21 protein-coding genes are annotated in these 23169 nt (G+C 71.6%); 9 read left to right on the top strand and 12 right to left on the bottom strand.

The window, feature by feature from the left end:
• Nucleotides 1–5: 5 nt before the first annotated feature.
• A complete protein-coding gene (locus AC2XR2_RS39065; protein ID WP_491517678.1) occupies nt 6–497 on the bottom strand; it encodes a phosphatase domain-containing protein in 492 nt (163 codons plus the stop codon).
• Between the two features lie 84 nt (nt 498–581).
• Here AC2XR2_RS39065 and AC2XR2_RS39060 point away from each other — a divergent pair, with 84 nt between their 5' ends.
• From AC2XR2_RS39060 to AC2XR2_RS39040, 5 genes are all read left to right on the top strand, one after another.
• Nucleotides 582–1781 carry a right-handed parallel beta-helix repeat-containing protein gene (locus AC2XR2_RS39060; RefSeq protein WP_491517677.1) on the top strand — a complete coding sequence of 400 codons (1200 nt, stop codon included), beginning with the start codon at nt 582–584 and terminating at the stop codon, nt 1779–1781.
• Between the two features lie 170 nt (nt 1782–1951).
• Complete coding sequence (locus tag AC2XR2_RS39055) at nt 1952–2485, top strand: Repetin (protein WP_491517676.1); 534 nt, start codon at nt 1952–1954, stop codon at nt 2483–2485.
• 127 nt (nt 2486–2612) lie between these two features.
• Complete coding sequence (locus AC2XR2_RS39050) at nt 2613–3023, top strand: (2Fe-2S) ferredoxin domain-containing protein (RefSeq protein ID WP_330262934.1); 411 nt, start codon at nt 2613–2615, stop codon at nt 3021–3023.
• 67 nt (nt 3024–3090) lie between these two features.
• Nucleotides 3091–3261 (top strand): 50S ribosomal protein L32, encoded by a 171-nt coding sequence (rpmF, locus tag AC2XR2_RS39045; protein WP_381297175.1) that lies wholly within the window; start codon nt 3091–3093, stop codon nt 3259–3261.
• Between the two features lie 7 nt (nt 3262–3268).
• A complete protein-coding gene (locus AC2XR2_RS39040) occupies nt 3269–4453 on the top strand; it encodes a GTP-binding protein (protein ID WP_381297176.1) in 1185 nt (394 codons plus the stop codon).
• On the opposite strand, the gene AC2XR2_RS39035 is transcribed toward AC2XR2_RS39040, so the two are convergent.
• Nucleotides 4435–5106: a nucleotidyltransferase domain-containing protein gene (locus tag AC2XR2_RS39035; protein ID WP_330262937.1), complete on the bottom strand. Its 672-nt coding sequence runs from the start codon at nt 5104–5106 to the stop codon at nt 4435–4437. The genes AC2XR2_RS39040 and AC2XR2_RS39035 overlap by 19 nt on opposite strands.
• A 94-nt stretch (nt 5107–5200) precedes the next feature.
• On the opposite strand from AC2XR2_RS39035, the gene AC2XR2_RS39030 reads away from it, so the two are divergent.
• The gene (locus AC2XR2_RS39030) at nt 5201–6217 is read left to right on the top strand and encodes an LLM class flavin-dependent oxidoreductase (RefSeq protein WP_491517675.1); all 1017 of its coding nucleotides are present in this window, start codon (nt 5201–5203) and stop codon (nt 6215–6217) included.
• 18 nt (nt 6218–6235) lie between these two features.
• Here the strand turns inward: AC2XR2_RS39030 and AC2XR2_RS39025 are convergent, their stop codons facing one another.
• Both AC2XR2_RS39025 and AC2XR2_RS39020 read right to left on the bottom strand, forming a co-directional pair.
• The gene (locus tag AC2XR2_RS39025) at nt 6236–6580 is read right to left on the bottom strand and encodes a hypothetical protein (RefSeq protein WP_491517674.1); all 345 of its coding nucleotides are present in this window, start codon (nt 6578–6580) and stop codon (nt 6236–6238) included.
• 53 nt (nt 6581–6633) lie between these two features.
• Nucleotides 6634–8169 carry an AbeC-like domain-containing protein gene (locus AC2XR2_RS39020; RefSeq protein ID WP_491517673.1) on the bottom strand — a complete coding sequence of 512 codons (1536 nt, stop codon included), beginning with the start codon at nt 8167–8169 and terminating at the stop codon, nt 6634–6636.
• 587 nt (nt 8170–8756) lie between these two features.
• On the opposite strand from AC2XR2_RS39020, the gene AC2XR2_RS39015 reads away from it, so the two are divergent.
• Complete coding sequence (locus AC2XR2_RS39015; RefSeq protein ID WP_491517672.1) at nt 8757–11096, top strand: ATP-binding cassette domain-containing protein; 2340 nt, start codon at nt 8757–8759, stop codon at nt 11094–11096.
• Nucleotides 11097–11496: 400 nt separating this feature from the next.
• Here the strand turns inward: AC2XR2_RS39015 and AC2XR2_RS39010 are convergent, their stop codons facing one another.
• From AC2XR2_RS39010 to AC2XR2_RS38985, 6 genes are all read right to left on the bottom strand, one after another.
• Nucleotides 11497–12420 (bottom strand): lysophospholipid acyltransferase family protein, encoded by a 924-nt coding sequence (locus AC2XR2_RS39010; protein ID WP_491517671.1) that lies wholly within the window; start codon nt 12418–12420, stop codon nt 11497–11499.
• The gene (locus AC2XR2_RS39005) at nt 12420–13190 is read right to left on the bottom strand and encodes a GNAT family N-acetyltransferase (RefSeq protein WP_491517670.1); all 771 of its coding nucleotides are present in this window, start codon (nt 13188–13190) and stop codon (nt 12420–12422) included. Before AC2XR2_RS39005 ends, AC2XR2_RS39010 begins: the two co-directional genes overlap by 1 nt.
• A gap of 186 nt (nt 13191–13376) precedes the next feature.
• The gene (locus tag AC2XR2_RS39000; RefSeq protein ID WP_491517669.1) at nt 13377–14402 is read right to left on the bottom strand and encodes a hypothetical protein; all 1026 of its coding nucleotides are present in this window, start codon (nt 14400–14402) and stop codon (nt 13377–13379) included.
• Nucleotides 14403–14495: 93 nt separating this feature from the next.
• Complete coding sequence (locus AC2XR2_RS38995) at nt 14496–15245, bottom strand: succinate dehydrogenase/fumarate reductase iron-sulfur subunit (protein ID WP_391194539.1); 750 nt, start codon at nt 15243–15245, stop codon at nt 14496–14498.
• Entirely contained in the window at nt 15242–17188 is a 1947-nt protein-coding gene (locus AC2XR2_RS38990) for a fumarate reductase/succinate dehydrogenase flavoprotein subunit (RefSeq protein WP_491517668.1), read from the bottom strand. Before AC2XR2_RS38990 ends, AC2XR2_RS38995 begins: the two co-directional genes overlap by 4 nt.
• 2 nt (nt 17189–17190) lie before the next feature.
• A complete protein-coding gene (locus AC2XR2_RS38985; RefSeq protein ID WP_356456655.1) occupies nt 17191–17862 on the bottom strand; it encodes a succinate dehydrogenase in 672 nt (223 codons plus the stop codon).
• Between the two features lie 120 nt (nt 17863–17982).
• Between AC2XR2_RS38985 and AC2XR2_RS38980 the strand changes: the two genes are divergently transcribed.
• Nucleotides 17983–18870 (top strand): LysR family transcriptional regulator, encoded by an 888-nt coding sequence (locus tag AC2XR2_RS38980; protein WP_491517667.1) that lies wholly within the window; start codon nt 17983–17985, stop codon nt 18868–18870.
• Between the two features lie 40 nt (nt 18871–18910).
• Entirely contained in the window at nt 18911–20134 is a 1224-nt protein-coding gene (locus tag AC2XR2_RS38975) for an outer membrane protein assembly factor BamB family protein (protein ID WP_491517666.1), read from the top strand.
• Nucleotides 20135–20147: 13 nt separating this feature from the next.
• Here AC2XR2_RS38975 and AC2XR2_RS38970 read toward each other — a convergent pair whose 3' ends face one another.
• Nucleotides 20148–22292 carry a putative bifunctional diguanylate cyclase/phosphodiesterase gene (locus tag AC2XR2_RS38970; RefSeq protein WP_381297198.1) on the bottom strand — a complete coding sequence of 715 codons (2145 nt, stop codon included), beginning with the start codon at nt 22290–22292 and terminating at the stop codon, nt 20148–20150.
• Nucleotides 22289–23110, bottom strand: a complete 822-nt coding sequence (locus AC2XR2_RS38965; RefSeq protein ID WP_330262950.1) for an SAM-dependent methyltransferase — start codon at nt 23108–23110, stop codon at nt 22289–22291. The genes AC2XR2_RS38970 and AC2XR2_RS38965 overlap by 4 nt, the downstream gene beginning before the upstream one ends.
• Between the last annotated feature and the right edge of the window lie 59 nt (nt 23111–23169).

Genomic DNA, 23169 nt, shown 5'->3' with positions numbered 1-23169 from the left:
GGCGCTCAGGTCCGCCCCTCCCGCTCCTGCGCCACCTTCAGCTCGGCGGAAGGGGCGGTCCAGCGTGCCCGTACGACGGCGAACCCGGCCTGTTCCGCGTCCGCGCAGACCAGTTCGTCGTCGTCCACCAGGACCCGGATCTCCCGGGTCCGCCCCAGCCGCTTGAGGATCTCCAGCTTGGTCCGCCGGGCGGGCCGCCGGTCGTCGTTGCGCCGCATGTGCACGCGCCCCTCGGGCAGCCCCTGGGCGGCGAGCCAGGTGAGCGTGTCGCGCCGGCAGCGCTCGGGCCGTCCGGTGAGGTAGACGATCTCGCACTCCTCCGCGCTCGCCAGCACCAGCGCGACGCCCTCCGGGAGCGGCGGGTCCTCGGGCGCGGCCGCGAAGAAGGCGTCCCAGTCGCGCGGCCTGCGCTCCAGGAACCGCTGCCGGTGGCCCGTGTCGGCCAGGGTGTTGTCCAGGTCGAACACGGCGATCGGGCGCTTGTCGCTGTCGGTCACGTCCCCACCCTAGACCCGGCAACCTTCCCGCTCCTGGTGACCACTGCCCCTCGACACAGCGGTCGGGACGAGGCGGGAGACTCCATGCGTGTGAACAAGGCGATCTGGACGGCGGCACTGGTGGGCGCGGCCCTGGCGTTACCGGCGCCTCAGGCGTCCGCCGCGCCGACCACCCTGGTGGTGGCGACGAACGGCAACGACACCGCGCCGGGCACCCTCGCCCAGCCGCTGCGGACGGTCCAGCGGGCCGTCGACCTGGCGAAGCCCGGCGACACCATCGCCGTACGCGCCGGCACGTACGCGCTCACGGACAACATCACCATCGCCACGTCCGGCACCGCGTCCCAGCCCATCTCGCTGGGCGCCTACCAGGGCGAGCGGGTCGTGATCGACGGCGAGCAACTGGCCGCGAGCCACACCCCGGTCGGCGGCAGCATCCCGCGGGCCGAACGCGGGGCGATCCACCAGGAGGCGTCGTACTGGCGGATCTCGGATCTGGAGATCGTCAACGGCCCCTACGGGGTGTACTGCGACGGCTGCGTAGGCAATGTCTTCGCGCGCCTGAGGACCCACGACAACTACGAGTCGGGGTTCCAGCTCCAGGGCGCCTCCAGCGACAACCAGATCCTGAACCTGGACAGTTGGGCCAACCGCGACCCGCGCAAGAACGGCGAGAGCGCGGACGGGCTCGCCATCAAGGAGGGTTCGGGCACCGGCAACGTGGTGCGGGGCGCGCGGCTGTGGAACAACGTCGACGACGGCTTCGACGCCTGGAAGTTCACCTCGCCGATCCTGATCGAGAACGCGCTCGCCTACGGCAACGGCTTCAACCGCTGGAACTTCCCCGACTTCGCGGGCGACGGCAACGGCTTCAAGCTCGGCGGCGGCACTCCGGCACCGGCGGTGGCCCACACCGTGCGCAACTCGATCGCCTTCAAGAACGCCGCGCACGGCCTCACCGACAACGGCAACACCGGCGCGCTCGTCCTGACCCGCAACTCGACGTGGGCCAACGGCGGCACCGGCTTCGACGCCGACGTGTCGGGCGGCAAGGCCCGGATGACCGCGAACCTGTCGGTCGCCGACCCGAAAGCGGCCGCCCTCGGCTCGGCGACCGTCTCCAGCGGCAACTCCTGGGATCTGGGCGGCACTTGGAACGCCGCGTCGGTACTGAGCACGGACCCGGCGGCCGTCACCGGGCCTCGCGCGACCGACGGTTCGCTCCCCTCGGCACCGGCGTTCCTCGTACCGCGCAACGGGACGAACGTGGGGGCGCGCTTCTAGACGAGCCGATGCGCGACCTCGGTCGTACTCAGGGGTCCTCCTCAGGACGCAGGGCATCGGACGCCCTCCCGACCCGGGGCGGACGTCCGATGCCGTCCGTGGCGTGATGTGGCGCGGGCGCGGCGCCGGGAGAGTGGGAGACGTCCGATCAACCCACCGAAAGGACCGGCATGAACCGCCGTACGAAGACTGCTGTGTTGGGTGCCACGCTCCTGCTCACCGCCGCGGTGGCGGGCTCGGCGGCCGCCTCCGGTGACGGCCGGCGGGAAGCCGCCGCCCTCACCGGCACCGCGAAGATGTCCCGGTCGACCGCGGAGGACGTCACGTTCTCCTTCGACGCCCATCTGGCGGCGAAGGACGACGACGACCCCCTCAAGGCGACCGGGACCTTCGAGTGGAGTCACTACCTCCACGGTGACGGCGCCTGGGCGAAGGCGAAGGTCGACTGCCTCGTGACCGGCGGCAAGGTGGCGGTCGTCTCGGGCGTCATCACCGACTCGGACCTGCCCGGCGCCAAGGGGAAGCGGGTCGGCGTCACGGTCCACGACCTCGGCCGCCACGACCGGCTCGGCTACAGCTGGGCCGCGACGGGTACGCCGGTGGAGACGCCCGACCTGCCCAGGTGCGTGAGCTCAGCGCCCTTCGAGAAGGTCAGGCAGGGCACGGGCGACTACCGGGTCGTTCCGTGGGAGCCGGAGTTCTAGACACCCGACGGCACCCCGACGGCACCCCGACGGCACCCCGACGGCGCCCCGAAGGCGCCCCAGCCGCACCCCACCCCCACGCACCCCGCCCGCACCTCATGATCAGCGCAAGCCGCATGCTTCTCCCATGTCCTCGACACCCCGCACGTTCCTGACCGGCTCCGCGTCCTGCACCCTCGTCGTCTGCCGGGGCTGCTGCTGCGGCGACGCCCGCAAGAACCCCGGCACCGACCACGCCTGGCAGTTGGAGCTGCTGCGGGCCGGAGCGGCCGAGCACGGCTTCCAGGTCCGTACGACCGACTGCCTGGGCCCCTGCGACCAGGCGAACGTCATCGTCGTACGGCCGTCAGCCGCTGGGCGCCGGGCGGGCGGCAAGGCCGCGTGGATCGGGTTCGTGACGGACGACGAGGCCACCGAGGAGGTCGTGCGGTGGGCGGCGGCCGGGGGCCCGGGGGTCGCCGAGCCACCGCTGACGCTGGAGCTCCAGTTCATCCAGCCGCCGCGGGAGGCGAGGGTGCGGTCCCGTCGCCGCCGCTGATTGTTAATGGGATCCATTTTCATGTAGCGTCCTCGGTGCCCACCCCGCCACCGAGGAGGATCCCGCCATGGCCGTCCCCAAGCGGAAGATGTCCCGCAGCAACACCCGCCACCGCCGCTCACAGTGGAAGGCGACCACCACCCAGCTGGTGCCGGTCACCGTCGACGGCGTCGCCCATCTCGTCCCGCAGAACCTGGTCAAGGCGTACGAGCGCGGCCTGCTGCGCCCCGAGGGCTGAGGACCGCGTGCCGTACGACCGCCTCCTGCCCGTCACCGTCCTGTCCGGCTTCCTCGGAGCGGGCAAGACGACGCTCCTCAACCATGTCCTCGCGAACCGCGAGGGGCTCAGGGTCGCCGTCATCGTCAACGACATGAGCGAGGTCAACATCGACGCGGCGCTGGTGCGCGGCGGTGCGGCCGCGCTGTCGCGGACCGAGGAACGCCTGGTCGAGATGACCAACGGCTGCATCTGCTGCACCCTGCGCGACGACCTCCTCGAAGAGGTGGACCGACTGGCCCGCGAGGACCGCTTCGACCACCTGCTCATCGAGTCGTCCGGCATCTCCGAGCCCATGCCGGTGGCCGCCACCTTCGCCTTCGCCCGCGACGACGGCGCCACCCTCGGGGACGTGGCCCGGCTCGACACCATGGTCACGGTCGTGGACGCGGCCGACTTCCTGCCCGAGCTGGAGAAGGGCGACGAACTCGCCGAGCGCGGCCTCGCCCCCTTCGAGGACGACGAACGCACGGTCAGCGATCTCCTGGTCGACCAGATCGAGTTCGCGGACGTCCTCGTCCTCAACAAGCTCGACCTGGTCGACGCGGAGGCGGCGGCCCGGTTGCGGGCGGCTCTCGTACGGCTCAACCCGGCCGCCCGGATCATCGAGGCCGAGCACTCCCGCGTGGACCTCCGACAGGTCCTCGGCACGGGCCTGTTCGACCTGGAACGCGCCCAGCAGGCACCCGGCTGGGTCCAGGAGCTCAACGGTGAGCACGTGCCCGAGACCGAGGAGTACGGCGTCTCCTCGACTGTCTTCCGCTCCGAACTCCCCTTCCACCCGGTCCGGTTGTGGGACTTCGTCACCGAGGGCATGGACAGCGGAGCGTACGGGCGGATCCTCCGCTCGAAGGGCTTCTTCACCCTGGCCAGCCGCCCGCACGTGACGGGCCTGTGGTCACAGGCCGGTGCCGTGGCCCGCTTCGAGCCGTCCGCGGCCCGGGACAGCGAGGCGCCCTACGCGCAGGAACTCGTCTTCATCGGCACGCAGTTGGAGCCGGAGGCGCTGCACGCGGCACTCACCGCTTGCCTCATGGCCCCGGACGAGAGTCAACCGCTCGTGGACCCCTTCCCCGACTGGGAGACGTACGGCGTCGACGACACCTGCGACCACGAGGGCGCCGACGCGCACGCTCACGCCGCCGTGGCGTAGAACTCCGCCCGCACCCGCAGCAGCCACGCCTCGACCGGTGCCTCGTCGGGCCGGTCGGGCAGCGCGCTGCGGGTCTCGGCGAAGGCGCTCTCGTAGTGCGCGAGCAGCGACCGGGCGGAGGCCGGATCGGCGGCGACGGAGTCACCGAAGCGGTGGTACTCCTCGGGGTCCTCGACCCGCACGGTGAGCCGTCCGGTGGTGTACAGCTCCAGGCCCTGGTGGCAGAGCCGCTTCAGATGCCGGGCGTGCTTGGCGGTGCGGTGGTCGCCCGCGCGGCTCTCCAGCTTCCTGAACTGCTGGCCGGCATACCCGAGATAGGCGTCCCGGACCCGCTGGGCACTGAGGAACGCCCCCCGGATGCCGATGAGTTCGTCGCCCAGCGGGGTGCGCACCTCGTACAGCTCGTCCGGCAGCCACGCCAGTTCCATCACGGTGGGATTGCCGCCGAGGGCGAGCCGGCACCACTTCGCCGCCTCGTGCAGGGTGCGGTCCGGTGCCGTGGTGACGTGGGACTCCCTCGGGGTGTGCAGGCCGAGCAGGCTCGCGGTGGGCGCGGCGAACATGCCGAGCCGGTCCACGTCGGAGCCCTCGCGGGCGAGTCCGTACGCGGTCGAGCCGACGATGCCGGAGAGCAGGATGTTCTGGACGGTCACCCGCCCATTGTGCTGACCTGCGCGGATGCCGGTCACCCGGTTTTCCGCGCCGCCCGTCCGGGAATGCCTGGCGCCCGCACGCGTTGAACCCCGTGTGAGTTCCCTGATCGCCGCCACCCGCTTCTCCGTCCTCGACCGCTCCCGGACCCGCGAGGGCGGCACGAACGCGCAGGCTCTCCAGGACACCGTCCGGCTGGCGCGGGAGCTAGAAGGTCTCGGCTATCACCGTTTCTGGGTCTCGGAGCACCACGGGGTCCCGGGGGTCGCCGGCTCCGCGCCGACAGTCCTGGCCGCCGCTGTGGCCTCCGCCACCGACACGATCCGGGTCGGTACCGGCGGTGTGATGCTGCCCAACCACCAACCCCTGGTCGTCGCCGAGCAGTTCGGCGTCCTGGAGTCCCTCTTCCCCGGCCGGATCGACATGGGCCTGGGCCGCTCGGTCGGCTTCACCGACGGCGTGCGCAAGGCGCTGGGGCGCGGCAAGGACGACGCCGACGACTTCGCCGTACAGCTTCAGGAGCTGCTGGGCTGGTTCCGCGGCACCTCCCCGACGGGGGTGCGGGCCCGCCCCGCCGAGGGCCTGACCGTGCCGCCGTTCGTGCTGGCCATGGGCGAGGGTGCCGGGATCGCGGCCCGCGCGGGCCTGCCGATGGTCATCGGTGACCTGAGGAACCGCGACAAGATGCGGCGCGGCATCGACCACTACCGCAGCCACTTCCGCCCCTCCCCCTGGGCCGCCGAACCGTACGTCGTGATCTCCGGCACGGTCGCGGTCGCGGCCACCCCCGACGAGGCCCGCCGCCTGCTGATCCCGGAGGCCTGGTCGATGGCGTACTCCCGTACCCACGGCACCTTCCCGCCCCTCCCGCCCGCCGACCGCGTCGAGGGCCTCACGATGACGACGAAGGAGCGCGGCTTCTACGAGTCCGGCCTCACCGGCCACATCGCGGGCACCGAGGAGCAGGTCGCCCACGAACTGGAGACGGTCCTGAAGGAGACGGGCGCCGAGGAGATCCTGGTCACGACCAGCACGTACGACCGCGAGGCGCTCCTGGACTCCTACCGGCGGCTGGCGCGGGTCGCGGGCAGTGGTACGGCTCCCTCCGCGTAGGGCGCGGAGGGAGGAACATCAGAACAGTGCCCGTACGGCCTCCTGGACCGCGACGGCCGCTCCGGCAAGCACCGTCACCGTACGCCCCATGACGCCGATCGTGTCGGCCGCGCCCTCGATGGTGTCCCGTTGGTCCGCAGGGTTGCCGAGGGCCCGCTCGATACGGTCCGCCGCGCGCAGTCCGGCGTCCCGGTTCTCGCCGGCGTCGAGTCGGTACAGGGCGTCCCGGAAATCCCGGAGGGCGGCACGGACGTCGGCCACCGCGGGATTGTTGCGCTGCACGTTCTGGTTGGCGGTGGCGTCCCTCCCCGCGGCCACTGCCTGGCCGATACCGTCGTTGCCCTGGTTCAAGGTGGCCGACACGCTCTGGCGCCCCCTTCCGCTCCGCCAACCGCGGCCTTCTCGCGGAGTTCGCGTCATTCCTCGTCCCCTTTCTCCGTCGTCGTGCTGCTCGACTTGGCGCTGTCGTCCCGGTCACCGGTGCGACGCGGCTGCTGTTCGTGCCCGTCGTCCGACTCCGTTTGCTGGGTGGCCTGCGCATCCCGCCCCGCCGTCACCGCCTGGATGATGTTGTTGTCGCCGGCGTGGATGATCGTCATGATCTTCTGGGCCTGGCGCTTGAAGTCCGTGACGTCGACACCCTTGAACTCGAGGAAGTCCTCGACGGTGGAGAACATGGACGACTGGACGATCGTCACGTGCCGGACCGCGTCCTCGGCCGTGTGCATGTCGCCGGTGTAGATGGGCGAGTAACGCTCGCGCAGGCTTGTCGGCAGTGGTCGCTTCGGGACCTCCGCGAGTTGCTCGTCCACCGTCTGCTCGCTCTCGCCCGCACACCACCGCAGAAGCCGCCACCACGCTTGGCCCAGAGCGAGAAGGTCCCCCAGTGCCTGCACGGGTATCTGCGCGAACCTGCGGAAACTGCGCAGCGCTTCGGGGTCCACTGCCTCGTCGATGTCGTCGTGCAGCGGTGGCAGGACGTGGGGGCGCACCACGAAATGCAGTTCCTGCCCCTCGATCACCGCGGATGCGAGCAGGGTGATGACCAATTGTCCCGACCAGGTGCTGACCTGCCCGGAGAGGTAGCGGCGGACGACGATCCCGGAGCCCCGTTCGTCCGGTGCCCGCCCCCACAGGGCGTCCTCGGCGCCCTCGTCGCCTTCGGGAACCCTGGGCAGGCGAGCCCACCGCCGGGAGGGGCCGCCCCGCACGTACCGGACATCGCACTCGAGTGGCCGGAAGGGTGGTTCGGCGATCCGTAGATCGTCGAGGTCCTCGCACACCGCCGCGAGCAGTTCGTCGGCGTCGAACGGAACGAAGTCCTTGCGGACCGTCTCGTCCTCGTCGTCCTTCTCACCCTGAAGCTTGGTACTGATCGTGTGGCGCCGCCAGAGCGAATTGCCGGCACCGATGAAACGCCAGTAGCCCGCATGGAGTTCGTAGGGGAGCGCATTGCCCGCCTGGGCTCGTTCGATCACGGCGATCCGGGTGCGCAGCCGTGGTCCCGTCCACGGACGGCGGCCGTCCCGGTCACAGGCCAGTGCGTAGAGGTGGGCGACGAGACGGTCCACGACGCGCACTCCGAGGTAGGCCACCGCGGCGTACTCGAAGGCCACCAGGGTCTCCCGGCCCGCCCGGCTCTCCGGACGAAGGGTCATCACCAGCACGGGGAGCAGGAGAAGCAGAAGCGCCCCCGCCCAGGTCCGGCTGAGCCTCCACAGCCACTGTCGCGAACGCCAGGGCGGGCGACGGGTCGGACGGGCCACCACGAGTGAGAGGACGGCCGCGATGGCCCAGACCGCGACCCCCAGTGGGAAGTGGTACGCGATCCAGCCCAGGACCGCCGCGAGTGCCGTCCGCCGCAGGCGCCACTGTCTGCGGGCCGCGACACAGTGCGCGAGGACAGGCGCGAGGTCGAATCCGTACGACGGCACCACCCGTAAGCGCGACATGACTATCTTGCCTATCGCCCACCTGGCGAGCGGCTCACCCAGGGGAGGGCAGCTCACACCGTTCCGCCGTCCGTTGTCGGCCAGGAGTGCACGCACCGAGGCGATGCCCCAGCCATGAGTCGCCAGGTGTCGCGACGCCCTGCTCATCGACTCCAGTCGATCGGGACGGGCATGCGCCGCCGCGCACAGCCGTTTCGTCACTTCCGTGTGCGGAGTGTGCGACTTTTTCTCTCGCTTGACTGATTGCGACTTGGGCGTGACGGATTTGGTGGCCGATGTTGCTGTCGGATGAACTGAGATGGCCTGAAAGTAGCGTTCTCGCCGCTCCTGTGTGGATGCCCCCACCGACGTCCTCCCCCGAGAGAGCGCCTGACATACAGGTCGACCCTCTGCGACGCTCCCCAGTATCGGATCCACAGGATGCCGGTGGATCCCGGGCAACGCACGGCCAGAACCAGCCGATGCGCGGCGCGGCCGAAAACCCGGACGAGGGAGCCCGGGGACCGGCCACCCGTTCGCATAGGATCACGGAGTTTGTCCCCCCGGCCCTTTCCTCCCGTCCCACATATCCGTACGGAGCTCCCCTCATGTCCGACCCCCACGATCCGTACGTCCGCGTCCGTGGTGCCCGTGAGCACAATCTTCAGGGGGTGGATGTCGACATCCCGCGGGATGTGCTCGCCGTGTTCACGGGGGTGTCCGGGTCGGGGAAGTCGTCGCTGGCGTTCGGGACGATCTACGCGGAGGCTCAGCGCAGGTACTTCGAGTCGGTGGCGCCGTACGCGCGGCGGCTGATCCACCAGGTGGGGGCGCCGAAGGTCGGGGAGATCACCGGGCTGCCGCCCGCGGTCTCGCTCCAGCAGCGGCGTGCCGCGCCTACGTCACGGTCGTCCGTCGGCACCGTCACCAATCTGTCGAACTCCCTGCGGATGCTGTTCTCCCGGGCCGGTACCTATCCGCCGGGCGCCGAACGGCTCGACTCGGACTCCTTCTCCCCCAACACGGCCGTCGGCGCCTGCCCGGAGTGTCACGGGCTCGGCCGGGTCCACCGTACGACCGAGCAGTCGCTGGTGCCCGATCCGTCGCTGTCGATCCGGGAGGGCGCCATCGCCGCGTGGCCCGGCGCCTGGCAGGGCAAGAACCTGCGGGACATCCTCGACGCGCTGGGGTACGACGTGGACCGGCCCTGGCGGGAGCTGCCCGCCGAGGAGCGGGAGTGGATCCTGTTCACCGACGAGCAGCCGGTGGTCACCGTGCACCCGGTGCGGGACGCTGACCGGATCCAACGCCCCTACCAGGGCACGTACATGAGCGCCCGCCGCTATGTCCTGAAGACCTTCGCGGACTCCAAGAGCCAGACACTCAGGGCGAAGGCGGAGCGGTTCCTGGTCTCCGCGCCCTGTCCGGTGTGCGGTGGCAGCCGGCTGCGCCCGGAGGCGATGGCGGTGACGTTCAACGGCCGTACGATCGCCGAGCTGGCGGCGGTGCCGCTGGTGGAGCTGGCCTCGATGCTCGACGCACGGTCCGAGACCGCGCGCTTCCTCACCCAGGACCTCATCTCCCGGATCGCCCCGGTGATCGAGCTCGGCCTCGGCTACCTCAGCCTGGACCGCGCGACCCCCACCCTGTCCGCCGGTGAGCTCCAACGGCTGCGGCTGGCCACCCAGTTGAGGTCCGGGCTGTTCGGCGTCGTGTACGTCCTCGACGAACCCTCCGCCGGACTGCACCCCGCGGACACGGAAGCGCTGCTCACCGTGCTCGCGCGGCTGAAGGCGGCCGGCAACTCGGTGTTCGTGGTGGAGCACCACCTGGACGTGATGCGCGGCGCGGACTGGCTGGTGGACGTCGGGCCGCTGGCCGGCGAGCACGGCGGGCGGGTGCTGCACAGCGGGCCGCCGGCGGAGCTTGCGGCGGTCGAGGAGTCGGCCACGGCACGGTTCCTGTTCGACCGCTCCCCCGCCCCAGCCCGCCAAGTGCGGTCACCTCGTGGGCAGTTGAAGGTCGGTCCGGTCACCCGGCACAACCTGCGGGGTGTCACGGCCGAGTTCCCGCTCGGTGTGTTCACGGCGGTCACCGGGGTGTCGGGATCGGGCAAGTCCACACTCGTCGGCGAGATCACGGAGGAGTTGGAGGGGGTGGGCCGGCTGGTCTCCGTCGACCAGAAGCCGATCGGCCGGACCCCGCGCTCCAACCTGGCGACCTACACGGGCCTGTTCGACGTCGTGCGCAAGGTGTTCGCCGGCACCGACGGAGCACGTGAACGCGGGTACGGCGTGGGCCGGTTCTCCTTCAACGTGGCGGGCGGGCGCTGCGAGACCTGCCAGGGCGAGGGGTTCGTGAGCGTGGAGCTGCTCTTCCTGCCGAGCACCTACGCGCCCTGCCCGGACTGCGGCGGGGCCCGCTACAACCCCGAGACGCTCGAAGTGACGTACCGGGGACGGAACATCGCCCAGGTGCTCGACCTCACGGTGGAGTCGGCGGCGGACTTCTTCGCCGACTCCCCGACCGTGGCCCGCAGCCTCGCCACCCTCCTCAACGTCGGCCTCGGCTACCTGCACCTCGGGCAGCCCGCCACCGAGCTCTCCGGCGGCGAGGCCCAGCGCATCAAGCTCGCGAGCGAACTCCAGCGGGTGCACCGCGCGCACACGGTCTACCTCCTCGACGAACCCACCACCGGCCTCCACCCCGCCGACGTCGAGGTCCTCATGCGCCAACTCCACGGCCTCGTCGACGCCGGCCACACCGTCATCGTCGTCGAGCACGACATGTCGGTGGTGGCGGGCGCGGACTGGGTGATCGACCTCGGCCCGGGCGGCGGGGACGCGGGCGGACGGATCGTGGCGGCGGGGGTGCCTCGAGACGTGGCGGGCGTCGCGGGGAGCGCTACGGCGCCCTATCTGACACGGGCGCTGACACCGGGCGGCTGAGGGGCGAGCAGCCGGGGGCCGCTCGGCTATTGGGGACGTACAGCATCTCGGGGACCTTGGTCGGGGCGGGGGTTGGCCGCCGGGTGGGGCCGGCGGTCGGTGGGGGCCGGCGGTCGGGTGGGGCCGGCGGTCGGGCAGGCCTCCCGCAGCGGACCGGGTGGCGGCGGACAGGCAAGATGCCGTCGGTCAGGTGGGCACCCGCAACCGGGCAAGCCTCCCGGACCAGGTGGGCCTCCGCGAACGGGCGGGGGGGAGAGCGGTCGGAAGCCGTTCCTCGCGCTCGCACCACGGCCGACCAGGGGACGGCCGAACGCAGCGGGTCGGCGACGGGACGGGGTTCGCAGTCGGGCAAACCTCCCGCAACGCGCCAAGTGGCCGCAGACAGGCAACATGCCATCGGTCAGGTGCGCACCCGCAACCGGGCAAGCCTCCCGGACCAGGCGGGCGTCCGCAAACGGGCGGGGGTCGGCGACGGGACAGGGTTCGCGGCCGGGCAGGCGTCCCCGGCCGACCAGGCGTCCGCAGCCGGGCAGGCCTCCACGGTGTCCTCGCCCCACACACGTGCCTGCGCGGTCACGGCCAGCGTCCTGCGATCCGCGTGGCTCCCGGCCGGGACCGGCTCCGGGACCTCCACCTCGGCCACCAGACCACGCGCCGACACCACCCGCCACACCGACGTCAGCAGGGAGTCGTCGCCGATGAAGGCGGGGGCCGTGCTGGCCCCTCCCCCGCCCACCCGGTACCGCAGACGCACCGGCTGCACCGGGACGTCCGCGTCGAGGGCCGCCTGGAAGACCGCCCTGCGGAAGTGGCCCTGGGCGCGGCCGCACCACGTGCTGCCCTCCGGGAAGACGGCGACCGCGCTGCCCGCGCGCAGGGCGTCGGCGATACGGGCGACCGTGTCCGGGAGGGCGCGCAGCCGGTCCCGGTCGATGAACAGCGCGCCGCTGCCCGCCGTCAGCCCGCCCGCCACCGGCCAGCCCCGGATCTCGGACTTGGCGAGCATCCGGGCCGGGCGGACGGCGGCGAGCAGCGGGATGTCCAGCCAGGAGATGTGGTTGGCGACCAGGAGGAGTCCGCCGGTGGGCACGGCGGTGCCGGACATCCGGAGCCGGATCCCCGCGGCCCGTACCGTCGTCCGGCACCACCACCTGACCGCGCCGGCCGGGATCCACCGGCCGACGGGCATCAGGGAGATCCCGGCGAGCAGGACCACGACGACGGCGACGAGCCGGAGAACCGCCAGGGGTACGGCCGCGACGGACCTCGTCCGCTCGATGCAGGCCCCGGGGGTGCAGGGCGCGCTCGGCAGCCAGACGCTCATCAGGCCGGGACGAGCGAGAGGAAGTGCCGCAGGTAGCGGGCGTTGACCCGGCGCATCGACAGCAGCACGTACATGTCGGCGACCCCGAAGTCCGGGTCGTGGGCGGGCTGGCCGCACACCCAGGCGCCGAGGCGGAGGTAGCCGCGCAGCAGCGGGGGCAGTTCGGTGTGGGCGGCGGGGGTGCCCTCCGCGGGCTCCCAGGGCAGCAGCGGCCGTACCCGGAACTCCTCGGGAGCCAGGTACTTCGCGCGCACCCGCTCCCAGGTGCCGGCCGCGAGCGCGCCGCCGTCGGCGAGCGGGATCGAGCAGCAGCCCGCCAGCCAGTCGTGGCCGCGGTCCACCATGTAGCGGGCGATCCCGGCCCAGATGAGGCCGATCACCGCGCCGTCGCGGTGGTCGGGGTGCACGCAGGATCGGCCGACCTCGACGAGCCCGGGGCGGATCCCGTCGAGCCGCGACAGGTCGAACTCGCCCTCGGAGTACAGGCGTCCGGCGACCGCGGCCCGCTCCGGGGGCAGCAGCCGGTAGGTGCCGACGACCTGGCCGGTGAGCGTGTCGCGCACCAGCAGGTGGTCGCAGTAGGCGTCGAAGCCGTCGATGTCGAGGCCCGGCTGCGGGGTGGTGAGGAGGGCCCCCATCTCCCCGGCGAACACGTCGTGCCGCAGCCGCTGCGCGGCCCGTACGTCGTCCTCGTCGCGGGCCAGGGTGACGGTGTAGCGGGTGGGTGCCGGGGACTGCGGGGGACGGTCGAGGGTCGTAACGCCGGTCATGGCTCTCTCCTGGTCGCGGGCCGGTTCGGCGGAGCGGGCGCAGACCGTGGGGAGCGCGATCTGCCGCCCCTGTTCTTCCGATGCCGACTGACATGCGCGTGACCGGTGCGGGGAGAGCCGATGTGCGGTTGTTGAACGGCTCGGGCCGGGCTGTCACGCCCGTCCCGAACCCTCAGAAGGTGGCCGTCATTTCGCCGGAGCGCAGCGTTCCAGCCACCCGCGCGTCTCGTTCTGGTCCAGCACCCGCTCCAGGACGAGTGCTCCGGTCATGCCGGGGAAGAACCGACCGGCGGGCCAGCCGCGCTGGTACGGAGGCGGGTCCAGGACGAGCAGACGTACGCCGTCGACGACCGGGATGTCCGACGGCGTGCCCTCGTTCCACACCCAGTCGCCGTCCGGGGTGACGAGGTTGAAGGAGCCGGTGGTCGGCACCTGTCCGGGCGCGTCCCGGCATACGGCGGTCTCCGGGGCGGAGGGCGCGTGGCCGGGGACGTGACCGCCGCCCACCAGGGCGTCGGCGAGCAGGGTGTGCAGCTGGAAGTTGTCGCCTATGCCCGTCATCCGCAGCGCATAACCGGTGCCGGTGGGGCGGTGCAGGGCGACGAGGGGTTCGTCGTCCAGGACGAGCAGGGCGTAGTGCAGGCACTTGAAGTCGTGGCCGGACAGCTCCTGGACGGCACGCAGGGCTTCCAGCAGCCGGGTGCGCAGGCCGGAGCCGAGCCCGGTGCGGACCTCGGGGCGGTTGAGCATCGCGACGGTGGCCATCTCCCAGCGGGGCAGCAGCCACCAGCCCGCGGTCGCGGCCTGGCCGACGCGTTCGAGGACCTCCGGCTCGGGGTCGCCGGAGTCGTGGTCGGGCAGGTCTCCGCCGCCGGTCGCCTCCCAGCGCTCGCAGAACTCCCCGGCGGCGCCCAGCGCACCGGCAAGGCCGTCGAAGACGTAACCGGCGCACTGCGTGGCGTCCGCCCCGCGCTCGACGCAGGCGCCGACCGCCACGGCCGTCATCGCGCGCGGCCCGTCCGGCATCTCCGGCAGCAGCGCGGCCAACCGCGGTCCCGCCGCGAGGAGTTCGTGGTCCGCCGCCTCGTCGAAGCCCCCGTACATCTGCTGGATCGCGTGCTGCGCCGCTTTTCCGTCGCGTTCCCGCACAGCGGCCTCGAGACCTGTGACGGCCTCCAGGAACCGCTCCCGCCCCCTGCGTCCGAAAATCATGGACGCACTGTACAGAGGCCGAAAGAGCGAGACGGGGCCGGGGAGCACCACTCCCGGCCCCGCCCGTCCGCACCGAACGGCGAACGTCTGTGGTCAGCGCTTGGCGGCCTTCCGCGTGGCCCGCAGCCACTCCTTGTTCATGCTCGTGATGGAGACCAACGGGATCCCCTTCGGGCATGCGGTCGCGCACTCCCCCGCCAGGGTGCAGCCGCCGAAGCCCTCGTCGTCCATCTGCGCCACCATGTCCAGGACCCGGGTCTCCCGCTCGGGCGCTCCCTGCGGCAGCACGTTCAGGTGGTTGACCTTGGCCGACGTGAACAGCATCGCCGCGCCGTTGGGGCAGGCCGCCACGCACGCTCCGCAGCCGATGCACTCGGCGTGCTCGAAGGCGAAGTCGGCGTCCGGCTTGGGGACGGGCGTGGCGTGGGCCTCGGGGGCCGCCCCGGTGGGCGCGGTGATGTACCCGCCGGCCTGGATGATCCGGTCGAAGGCGGACCGGTCCACGACCAGGTCCTTGATCACCGGGAAGGCGGCGGCCCGCCACGGCTCGATGTCGATCGTGTCGCCGTCGGAGAAGGACCGCATGTGCAGCTGACAGGTGGTGGTCCGCTCGGGCCCGTGCGCGTCGCCGTTGATGACGAGCGAGCACGCGCCGCAGATGCCCTCGCGGCAGTCGTGGTCGAAGGCGACGGGGTCCTCACCGCGCAGGATGAGCTCTTCGTTGAGGGTGTCCAGCATCTCCAGGAAGGACATGTCGGACGAGATGCCGTCCACCTCGTACGTGGACATCGCTCCGTCGGCGTCGGCGTTCTTCTGCCGCCAGACGCGCAGGGTGAGCTTCATGCGTAGCTCCGCTGGGTGGGGTGGACGTACTCGAAGACCAGGTCTTCCTTGTGCAGGACGGGCGGTTCGCCGGTGCCGGTGAACTCCCAGGCGGCCGCGTAGGCGAACTCGTCGTCCTTGCGGGCGGCTTCACCGTCGGGCGTCTGGGACTCCTCGCGGAAGTGGCCGCCGCAGGACTCGGCGCGGTGCAGCGCGTCGAGGCACATCAGCTCGGCGAGCTCCAGGTAGTCGACGATCCGGTTGGCCTTCTCCAGCGACTGGTTGAACTCCTCGCCGGTGCCCGGCACCTGGATGCGCCGCCAGAACTCCTCCCGGATCTGCGGGATGCGCTCCAGGGCCTTGCGCAGTCCGGAGTCGCTGCGGGCCATCCCGCAGAACTCCCACATGAGTTCACCGACTTCACGGTGGAAGGAGTCCGGGGTGCGGTCCCCGTCGACGGCGAGGAGCAGGTGGAGCCGGTCCTCGGTCTCCGCCAACACCTCCTGCACGGCCGGGTGTTCGTCGGTGACCGCGTCCTGGTGCGGGTTGCGGGCCAGGTAGTCGTTGATGGTCGCCGGGAGGACGAAGTAACCGTCCGCCAGGCCCTGCATCAGCGCGGAGGCGCCGAGCCGGTTCGCGCCGTGGTCCGAGAAGTTGGCCTCACCGATCGCGAACAGGCCGGGGATCGTGGTCTGGAGGTCGTAGTCGACCCACAGGCCGCCCATCGTGTAGTGCACGGCGGGATAGATCCGCATCGGCACCTCGTAGGGATCCTCGTCGGTGATCCGCTGGTACATGTCGAAGAGGTTGCCGTACTTGGCCTCGACGGCCTTGCGCCCCATCCGCTGGATCGCGTCGGCGAAGTCCAGGTAGACGCCCTGTCCGCCGGGACCGACCCCGCGCCCCTCGTCGCAGACGTTCTTCGCGGCACGGGAGGCGATGTCACGCGGGACGAGGTTGCCGAAGGACGGGTAGATGCGCTCCAGGTAGTAGTCGCGCTCGTCCTCGGGGATCCGGTTCGGCGGCCGGTCGTCGCCCTTGGCCTTCGGCACCCAGATCCGGCCGTCGTTGCGCAGCGACTCGCTCATCAGCGTCAGCTTGGACTGGTGGTCGCCGGTGCGCGGGATGCAGGTGGGGTGGATCTGGGTGAAGCAGGGGTTGGCGAAGTGGGCGCCTCGGCGATGGGCCCGCCAGATCGCCGTCGCGTTGGAGTTCATGGCGTTCGTCGACAGGTAGAAGACGTTGCCGTAGCCGCCGGAGGCCAGGACGACGGCGTCCGCGAAGTACGTGCTGATCCGGCCGGTGACGAGATCGCGCGCCACGATGCCCCGCGCCCGTCCGTCGACGACGATCAGGTCGAGCATCTCGGTGCGCGGGTGCATCTCGATGTTCCCGGCGGCGATCTGCCGCGACAGCGCCTGGTACGCGCCCAGCAGCAGTTGCTGACCCGTCTGGCCGCGGGCGTAGAAGGTCCGCGAGACCTGCACCCCGCCGAAGGACCGGGTGTCGAGCAGACCGCCGTACTCCCGCGCGAAGGGGACTCCCTGCGCCACGCACTGGTCGATGATCTCGACGGAGATCTGCGCCAGCCGGTGCACGTTGGACTCGCGGGCCCGGAAGTCGCCGCCCTTGACGGTGTCGTAGAAGAGCCGGTGGATGGAGTCGCCGTCGTTGCGGTAGTTCTTGGCCGCGTTGATGCCGCCCTGGGCGGCGATGGAATGGGCGCGGCGCGGGGAGTCCTGGTAGCAGAACTGGACGACGTGGTAGCCCTGTTCGGCGAGCGTGGCCCCGGCGGAGCCGCCCGCGAGGCCCGTCCCGACGACGATGACGGTGTGCTTGCGCCGGTTGGCGGGGTTGACCAGCTTGGCCTCGAAACGGCGCTTGTCCCAGCGCTCGTTGACGGGGCCTTGCGGGGCCTTGGTGTCGACGACGGGTTCGCCGGTCACGTAGTCGGTGTACGTCATGTTCAGCTCACCACTCCGGTCATGACACCCACGGGTACGGCGATGAAGCCGGCCGTGAGCAGCAGTGCGAGGACGTTCGCGACGGTCTTGAGGGCGCGGTCGCGGGTGCGGCTGCCGGCGCCGAGGGTCTGGGCGGCACTCCAGAAGCCGTGCCGGACGTGCAGGCCGAGGGCGAGCATCGCGACGATGTAGATGACGTTGCCGTACCAGGTGGAGAAGGTGTCCACGACGTTCTGGTACGGGTGGCCCTCCTGGAAGCCGCCGGAGTGCACGGTGCCGGTCGTCAGGTCGAGGATGTGCCACACGATGAACAGGCCGAGGATGATCCCGCCCCAGCGCATGGTGCGGGTCGCGTAGCTCGCCCGCGCCTTCTTGTGGACGTACTTGCTGGGCCGCGCCCGGATGTCCCGGCGGCTGAGCTGGTAGGCGGACGTGGCGTGCGCGACCACGGCGACGACCAGCACGATCCGGATCAGCCAGAGCGTCCACTCGTAGTGCATGAACGGCTCGCCGACCGTGCGCAGCCAGTGCGCGTAGTGGTTGAACTCGCCCGCGCCGAAGAAGATCTTCAGGTTGCCGATCATGTGGACGACCAGGTACAGCAGCATGATCAGTCCGCTGACGGCCATCACGGTCTTCTTGCCGACGGAGCTGTCCCACACGGTGCGTGCCATGGACGGCCGTCGGTCCGTCCGCGTTGCCAGAGCCATGACTCAAGACGCTAGAGGCGGGAACCCCGATCGGTCCAAGACATGGTCCGGCTTGATTCCATAGCGAACGGCTATCGTACGGGGGTGCAGTTCCAGCAGCTCCAGTACTTCGTGGCGGTCGCCGAGACCCGCCACTTCACCCGTGCCGCCGAGGCGGTCCATGTCGCCCAGCCCTCCCTGTCGCAGCAGATCAGAGCGCTGGAGCGGGAACTCGGCGCGGACCTCTTCCTGCGGGCCCGCGGCAACATCAGCCTCACCGACGCGGGCGAGGCCCTGCTGCCGCTGGCCCGCCGCATCCTGGCCGACGCGGACACGGCCCGGCACGAGGTGCAGGAGCTGGTGCAGCTGCGCGGCGGGCGGGTCAGGCTCGGCGCCACCCCGAGCCTGTGCACGGGTCTGCTGCCGGACGTGCTGCGCGCCTTCCACGACCGCTACCCCGGTATCCGGCTGATGATCGAGGAGGGCGGCTCCCACGATCTCGTACGGCTGCTCGCGCGCGGCGCGCTCGACCTGGCCCTGGTGGTCCTCCCGCTGCCGACGCCGTCCCCGGCGCTGACCACGGTGGAGCTGCTGCGCGAGGACCTGGTCGTGGTCTCCTCCCCGGAAGGGCCGGCGCCGGGCGGTCCGGGCCGCCGTACGGTGCGCGTCGCCGATCTGGAGAACGCGCCGCTGGTGATGTTCCGGCACGGCTACGACCTGCGCGAACTGACCGTGGCCGCGTGCCGTGCCGAGGGCTTCGAGCCGGACTTCGCGGTGGAGGGCGGCGAGATGGACGCGGTGCTGGGTTTCGTGCGGGCGGGCCTGGGCGTGGCCGTCGTACCGCGCATGGTCGCCACCCGCTCGGGGCGGGGGTTGCGCGTCACCCCGCTCGCGCGGCCCGGCCTGCACCGGACGATCGCGCTGGCCCACCGCAGCGATGTGGCTCCGCCGCGGGCGGCACGGGAGTTGCAGCGGATGCTGCTGGAGCGGTGAGCGGTCGTAGCATGGGGTTTTCTCGCACAGGGGTGGGCGGATGATACGGCGGACGGCTGTCGTGGGCGCGGCCCTGCTGGTGCTGGCGGGGTGCGCGGGGAACACCGCATCCGGCGGGCCGAAGACCCCGGCGGTCTCCTCGCCGTCCGGTGCCTCCGCACCCACGACCTCTTTGTCCGTCTCGGGCCCGTGGCACGCCTGGACGGCGTCCCTCACGCGCCCCGAGGCCCACGGCAGTTGCGGCGCGACCGCACATCAGGTGGTGTGCGCGACCAACACCGGTGCGCTCGTGGGACGTTCGAGAGCCGACGGCCGTGTCACCTGGACCGTGCCCGGCGACGCCCACGCCAAGACCGCCCAGCTGCTCGTCGACGCGGCCGACGAACGGGCCGTGTCCGGCGTCGCGGGCGTGCTCCGCGCGGCGGACCTGCGGACGGGTACGCAGGCGTGGACCCGTCGACTCCCCACCGGCCGCGCCTACGTCGCCCTCGCCGCCACGGACGGGATCGTCTACGCCCTGCACGCGCCGGATCCCTTCATCCGCACCGGCGCCGTCCTCGACGCCGTCCGCGCGTCCGACGGCACGCCCCTCTGGCACCGGAACGTCACCTGGAGCACCGGCGAACCCCTGGCCGCCTTCCGGGGCCGGGTCTACACGTCCGACGGCTCCCGGATCACCGCCCGCGACGCCCGCACCGGCGCCACCCTGGCGACCAGCCCCACGAGCGTCGAGTGCCCGCACCTCGTCACCGGCGGCCGCTACCTGGTGTGCACCGGCAGCCCGCTCTCCGCCGGGGACACCTTCCCGCCCATGCGGCGCCTGGACCCGGCGACGCTGAAGCCGCTGCCGACCCCGCGGAACACCATCGACATGCCCGTGCGCGGGGTGATCTCCGACGACGGGGTCCTGGTGCTGTACGAGGCCGGCGCCGAGGACACGAGCGCGGGCAACTGGTTCGCGTACGACCTGAAGAACGACCGCAAGCTGTGGAGCACGTACGCCACCGAGGCGGACGCCACGGTGGCCGGCGGCCGGTTCGTGACCTTCGCCCCCGGCAACGACGTCGCGCGGGGCCGCGTGGTCACCCTCGACCTGCACGCCGGTCCGCAGGGCACGGGGAGCGCCGCGCCCCGCATGTCCCCGGCCTACGCGCAGACGAGGGACGGCGAACACCCGGTGCTCGTCGTGCCGGGCGGGGACGCGGGCCATGTCGTCGTCATGGCCCGCACCCACGGTTCGCTGCGCTCGCTCCCGCTGCCCTGAGGGGGCGGGGCGTTCAGCCCGTCGCGTCCACCAGCGCCAGCTCGTGCAGCCGCTCCGGCGGGCCGGGGCGGGCGTAGTACCAGCCCTGGGCCGTGTCGCAGCCCAGTATCCGCAACTGCTCGGCCTGGGCCCCCGTTTCGACGCCCTCGACCGTCACCGCGAGGTCCAGACCGTGGGCGAGCGAGACGATCCCCTCGACGATCTTGAGGTCGACGGGGTCGGCGGGGAACTGCTGCATGCTCTGGGTGAAGGAGCGGTCCAGCTTGAGGACGCTGACCGGGAGGCGGCGCAGGTTCGCCAGGTTCGAGTAGCCGGTGCCGAAGTCGTCCAGGGCGATGTCGACGCCCATCTCGGCGAGTCGGCGCAGCGGCTTGAGCAGGTCGTCGTCGGCGCCGATGAGGGCGGACTCGGTGACTTCGAGGCAGAGGGCGTTCGGCTCGACGCCGGCGCGCTCCAGGATGTCCACGGTGTCCTGGACCAGGCCGGGGTGGGTGAGCTGGCACGGCGACAGGTTGACGTTGATGCGCAGGGGACCGCCGGGCGTGTCCTCGCCGTAGCGTTCTCGCCATTCCCGGGCCTGGCGCACCGACTGCTCCAGGACCCAGCGGCCGAGCGGCACGATCAGCCCGGTGTGCTCGGCGAGCGGGATGAACCGGTCCGGGCCGAGGACGCCGTGCTGCGGGTGCAGCCAGCGCACCAGCGCCTCGGCGCCCCGCACACTGCCGTCGCCGAGGTGGACCAGCGGCTGGTACTCGATGAAGAACTCGCCGCGCTCCAGGGCCGCGGGCAGCTGGGTGGTCAGTCCGTGCCGGGTGATGGCGCGGGCGTCGGCCTCCGGGTCGGCCAGCTCGAAGCGGTTGCCGCCCGCCGACTTGGCCCGGTACATCGTGATGTCGGCGCTGCGCAGCACCTCCGCCGGGCCGCGCTCCCCCGCCGGGCCCTCGACGATGCCGATGCTGCCCCGCACGGTCAGTTCCCGGCCCTCGATACGGACGGGGGCGAGCAGGACGTTCATGATGCGCGCGGCGAGGTCGTCGACCTCGCTCTCGGTGTCGGGGCCGGTGGTCAGCGCCACGAACTCGTCGCCGCCGAGCCGGGCCACCATCTCGCCCGGTGCGGTCGCGCAGGACTGCAACCGGTCGGCGACCTCGACGAGCAGCCGGTCGCCGGCCCCGTGGCCGAGGCTGTCGTTGATGGTCTTGAAGCCGTCGAGGTCGAGGTAGCACAGCCCGAACCGCTGGCCCTCGCCGGCGCTCAGCGCCTTCTCCAGCCGCTCGAAGAACAGCGTCCGGTTGGGCAGTCCGGTGAGGGCGTCGTGGGTGGCCTCGTAGCGCAGCCGGAGGTTGAGCAGCCGGCGCTCGGTGGTGTCCTCCATGAGGGCGAGCTGGTACTGCGGGGTGCCGTCGGCGTCCCGCAGCAGGGAGACCGTCAGGTTGGTCCACAGGACCGTTCCGTCCGGGCGGTAGAAGGCCTTTTCGAGGTGGTAGTGCTCGCGCTCGCCCCGGACGAGTTCGTCGTAGAGCGTCCAGGTCTGCGGTGCGTCGTCGGGGTGGGTCCACTCCCGGACGTTGCGGCCGCGCATCGTCTGGTCAGTGATGCCGAACATGCGCAGCAGTGCGCCGTTGACCTGGAGGACGTTGCCGTCGAGGTCCGCGATGCCGATCCCTATGGCCGCGCCCTCGAACACCGCGCGGAACCGGGCCTCGGTCGCGTGCAGGGCCTGCGCCACCACGCCCTGCGCCTCCAGGGCGGCCTGGGCGATGGCCTCCTGCTCGGCCAGCGTCCGCTCGCGCAGCGCCTGCGCGAACCCGGCCGCCATGGCGTGCTGGAGACGGGCGGACCGGCTGCGCAGGTCCTCGCGGTCGCCGTCGCCGCCGCAGTACAGCACCAGATAGGCGTCGACGCAGTCCAGCGAGCGGGTCAGCGCGTCGGGGTCGGTGCAGTGCGCGGCCACGAGGGCGGCGCCCACCGCCCGGCCCTCGTCCATGTCGACGGTCCTGGCCAGCAGCGCCTGGCTCAACCGGCGGGCCAGCGGGAGCAGTTGCTCCTCGAACTCGGCCCGGGTCAGGGACGTCGAGGTCACCGGGAACACGGCCCGGCTCCAGATCGTCGCGAACCGGCGCAGTCTGTCCTCCGGGCCGTCCGGCTCCGCGCTCACGCCGTCCGCCCCACGCCGCCGAACTGCGAGAAGGCCCACGGATCCTCGGCGTCGGGGTCCCAGTTCTCCGACTCCGGCCGCCACCGCGGCATCGGCACCAGTCCGGGTTCCACCATGTCGTACCCCTCGAAGAACCGTGCGATCTCGTCGTGCGAGCGCATGATCAGCGGGTTGCGAATGTCCTCGTACACGTCCATCGCGCCCTGAACCTGCTCCTGGGACAGCGGGATCCCCTCGAACGCGGCGTGCGTCAGCACCAGCAGGCTGCCGGGCGCGAGCGCGTCGCGCAGCTCGGCCACCGCCGCGTAGGGGTCGTCCGCGTCTTCCACGAAGTGCAGTATGGCAACGAGGAGCAGTGCCACCGGACGGTTCAGGTCGATCAGCCGCTGGACCTCGGGGCTTTCGAGGATTTCCTGAGGCTTGCGGAGGTCGGCCGCGACGACGCCCGCGTCGGGGTTGTCGGCGATGACCGCCCGGCTGTGCGCGACGGCCACCGGGTCGTGGTCGACGTAGACGACGCGGGCGCCGGGGCTGGCGCTCTGGGCGACCTCGTGGACATTGCCGAAGGTGGGGATGCCGGAGCCGATGTCCAGGAACTGCGTGATGCCCTGGTCGACCGCGAAGCGCACCGCCCGCCGCATGAACGCCCGGTTCGCCTGCATGATCTTCGGCAGTCCCGGGACGTGCTCCATGGCCTTGCGGGCCGCCGCCCGGTCGGCCTCGAAGTTGTGCGAACCGCCCAGGTAGAAGTCGTAGATACGCGCGACGCTCGGCACCGAGATGTCGATGCTCCTAGGAGCCCAGGCGGGACGCTCCATGTATCTCTCCAAGGCGTAGACGATCCGGTGTTCGAGCTGAGGCTACTGATCGCCCGCCA

This window comes from Streptomyces sp. LS-MS-L19, assembly GCF_058382285.1.
Note: the sequence above shows the minus strand (reverse complement) of the source record. Positions and strands in the feature narration are given on the sequence as shown.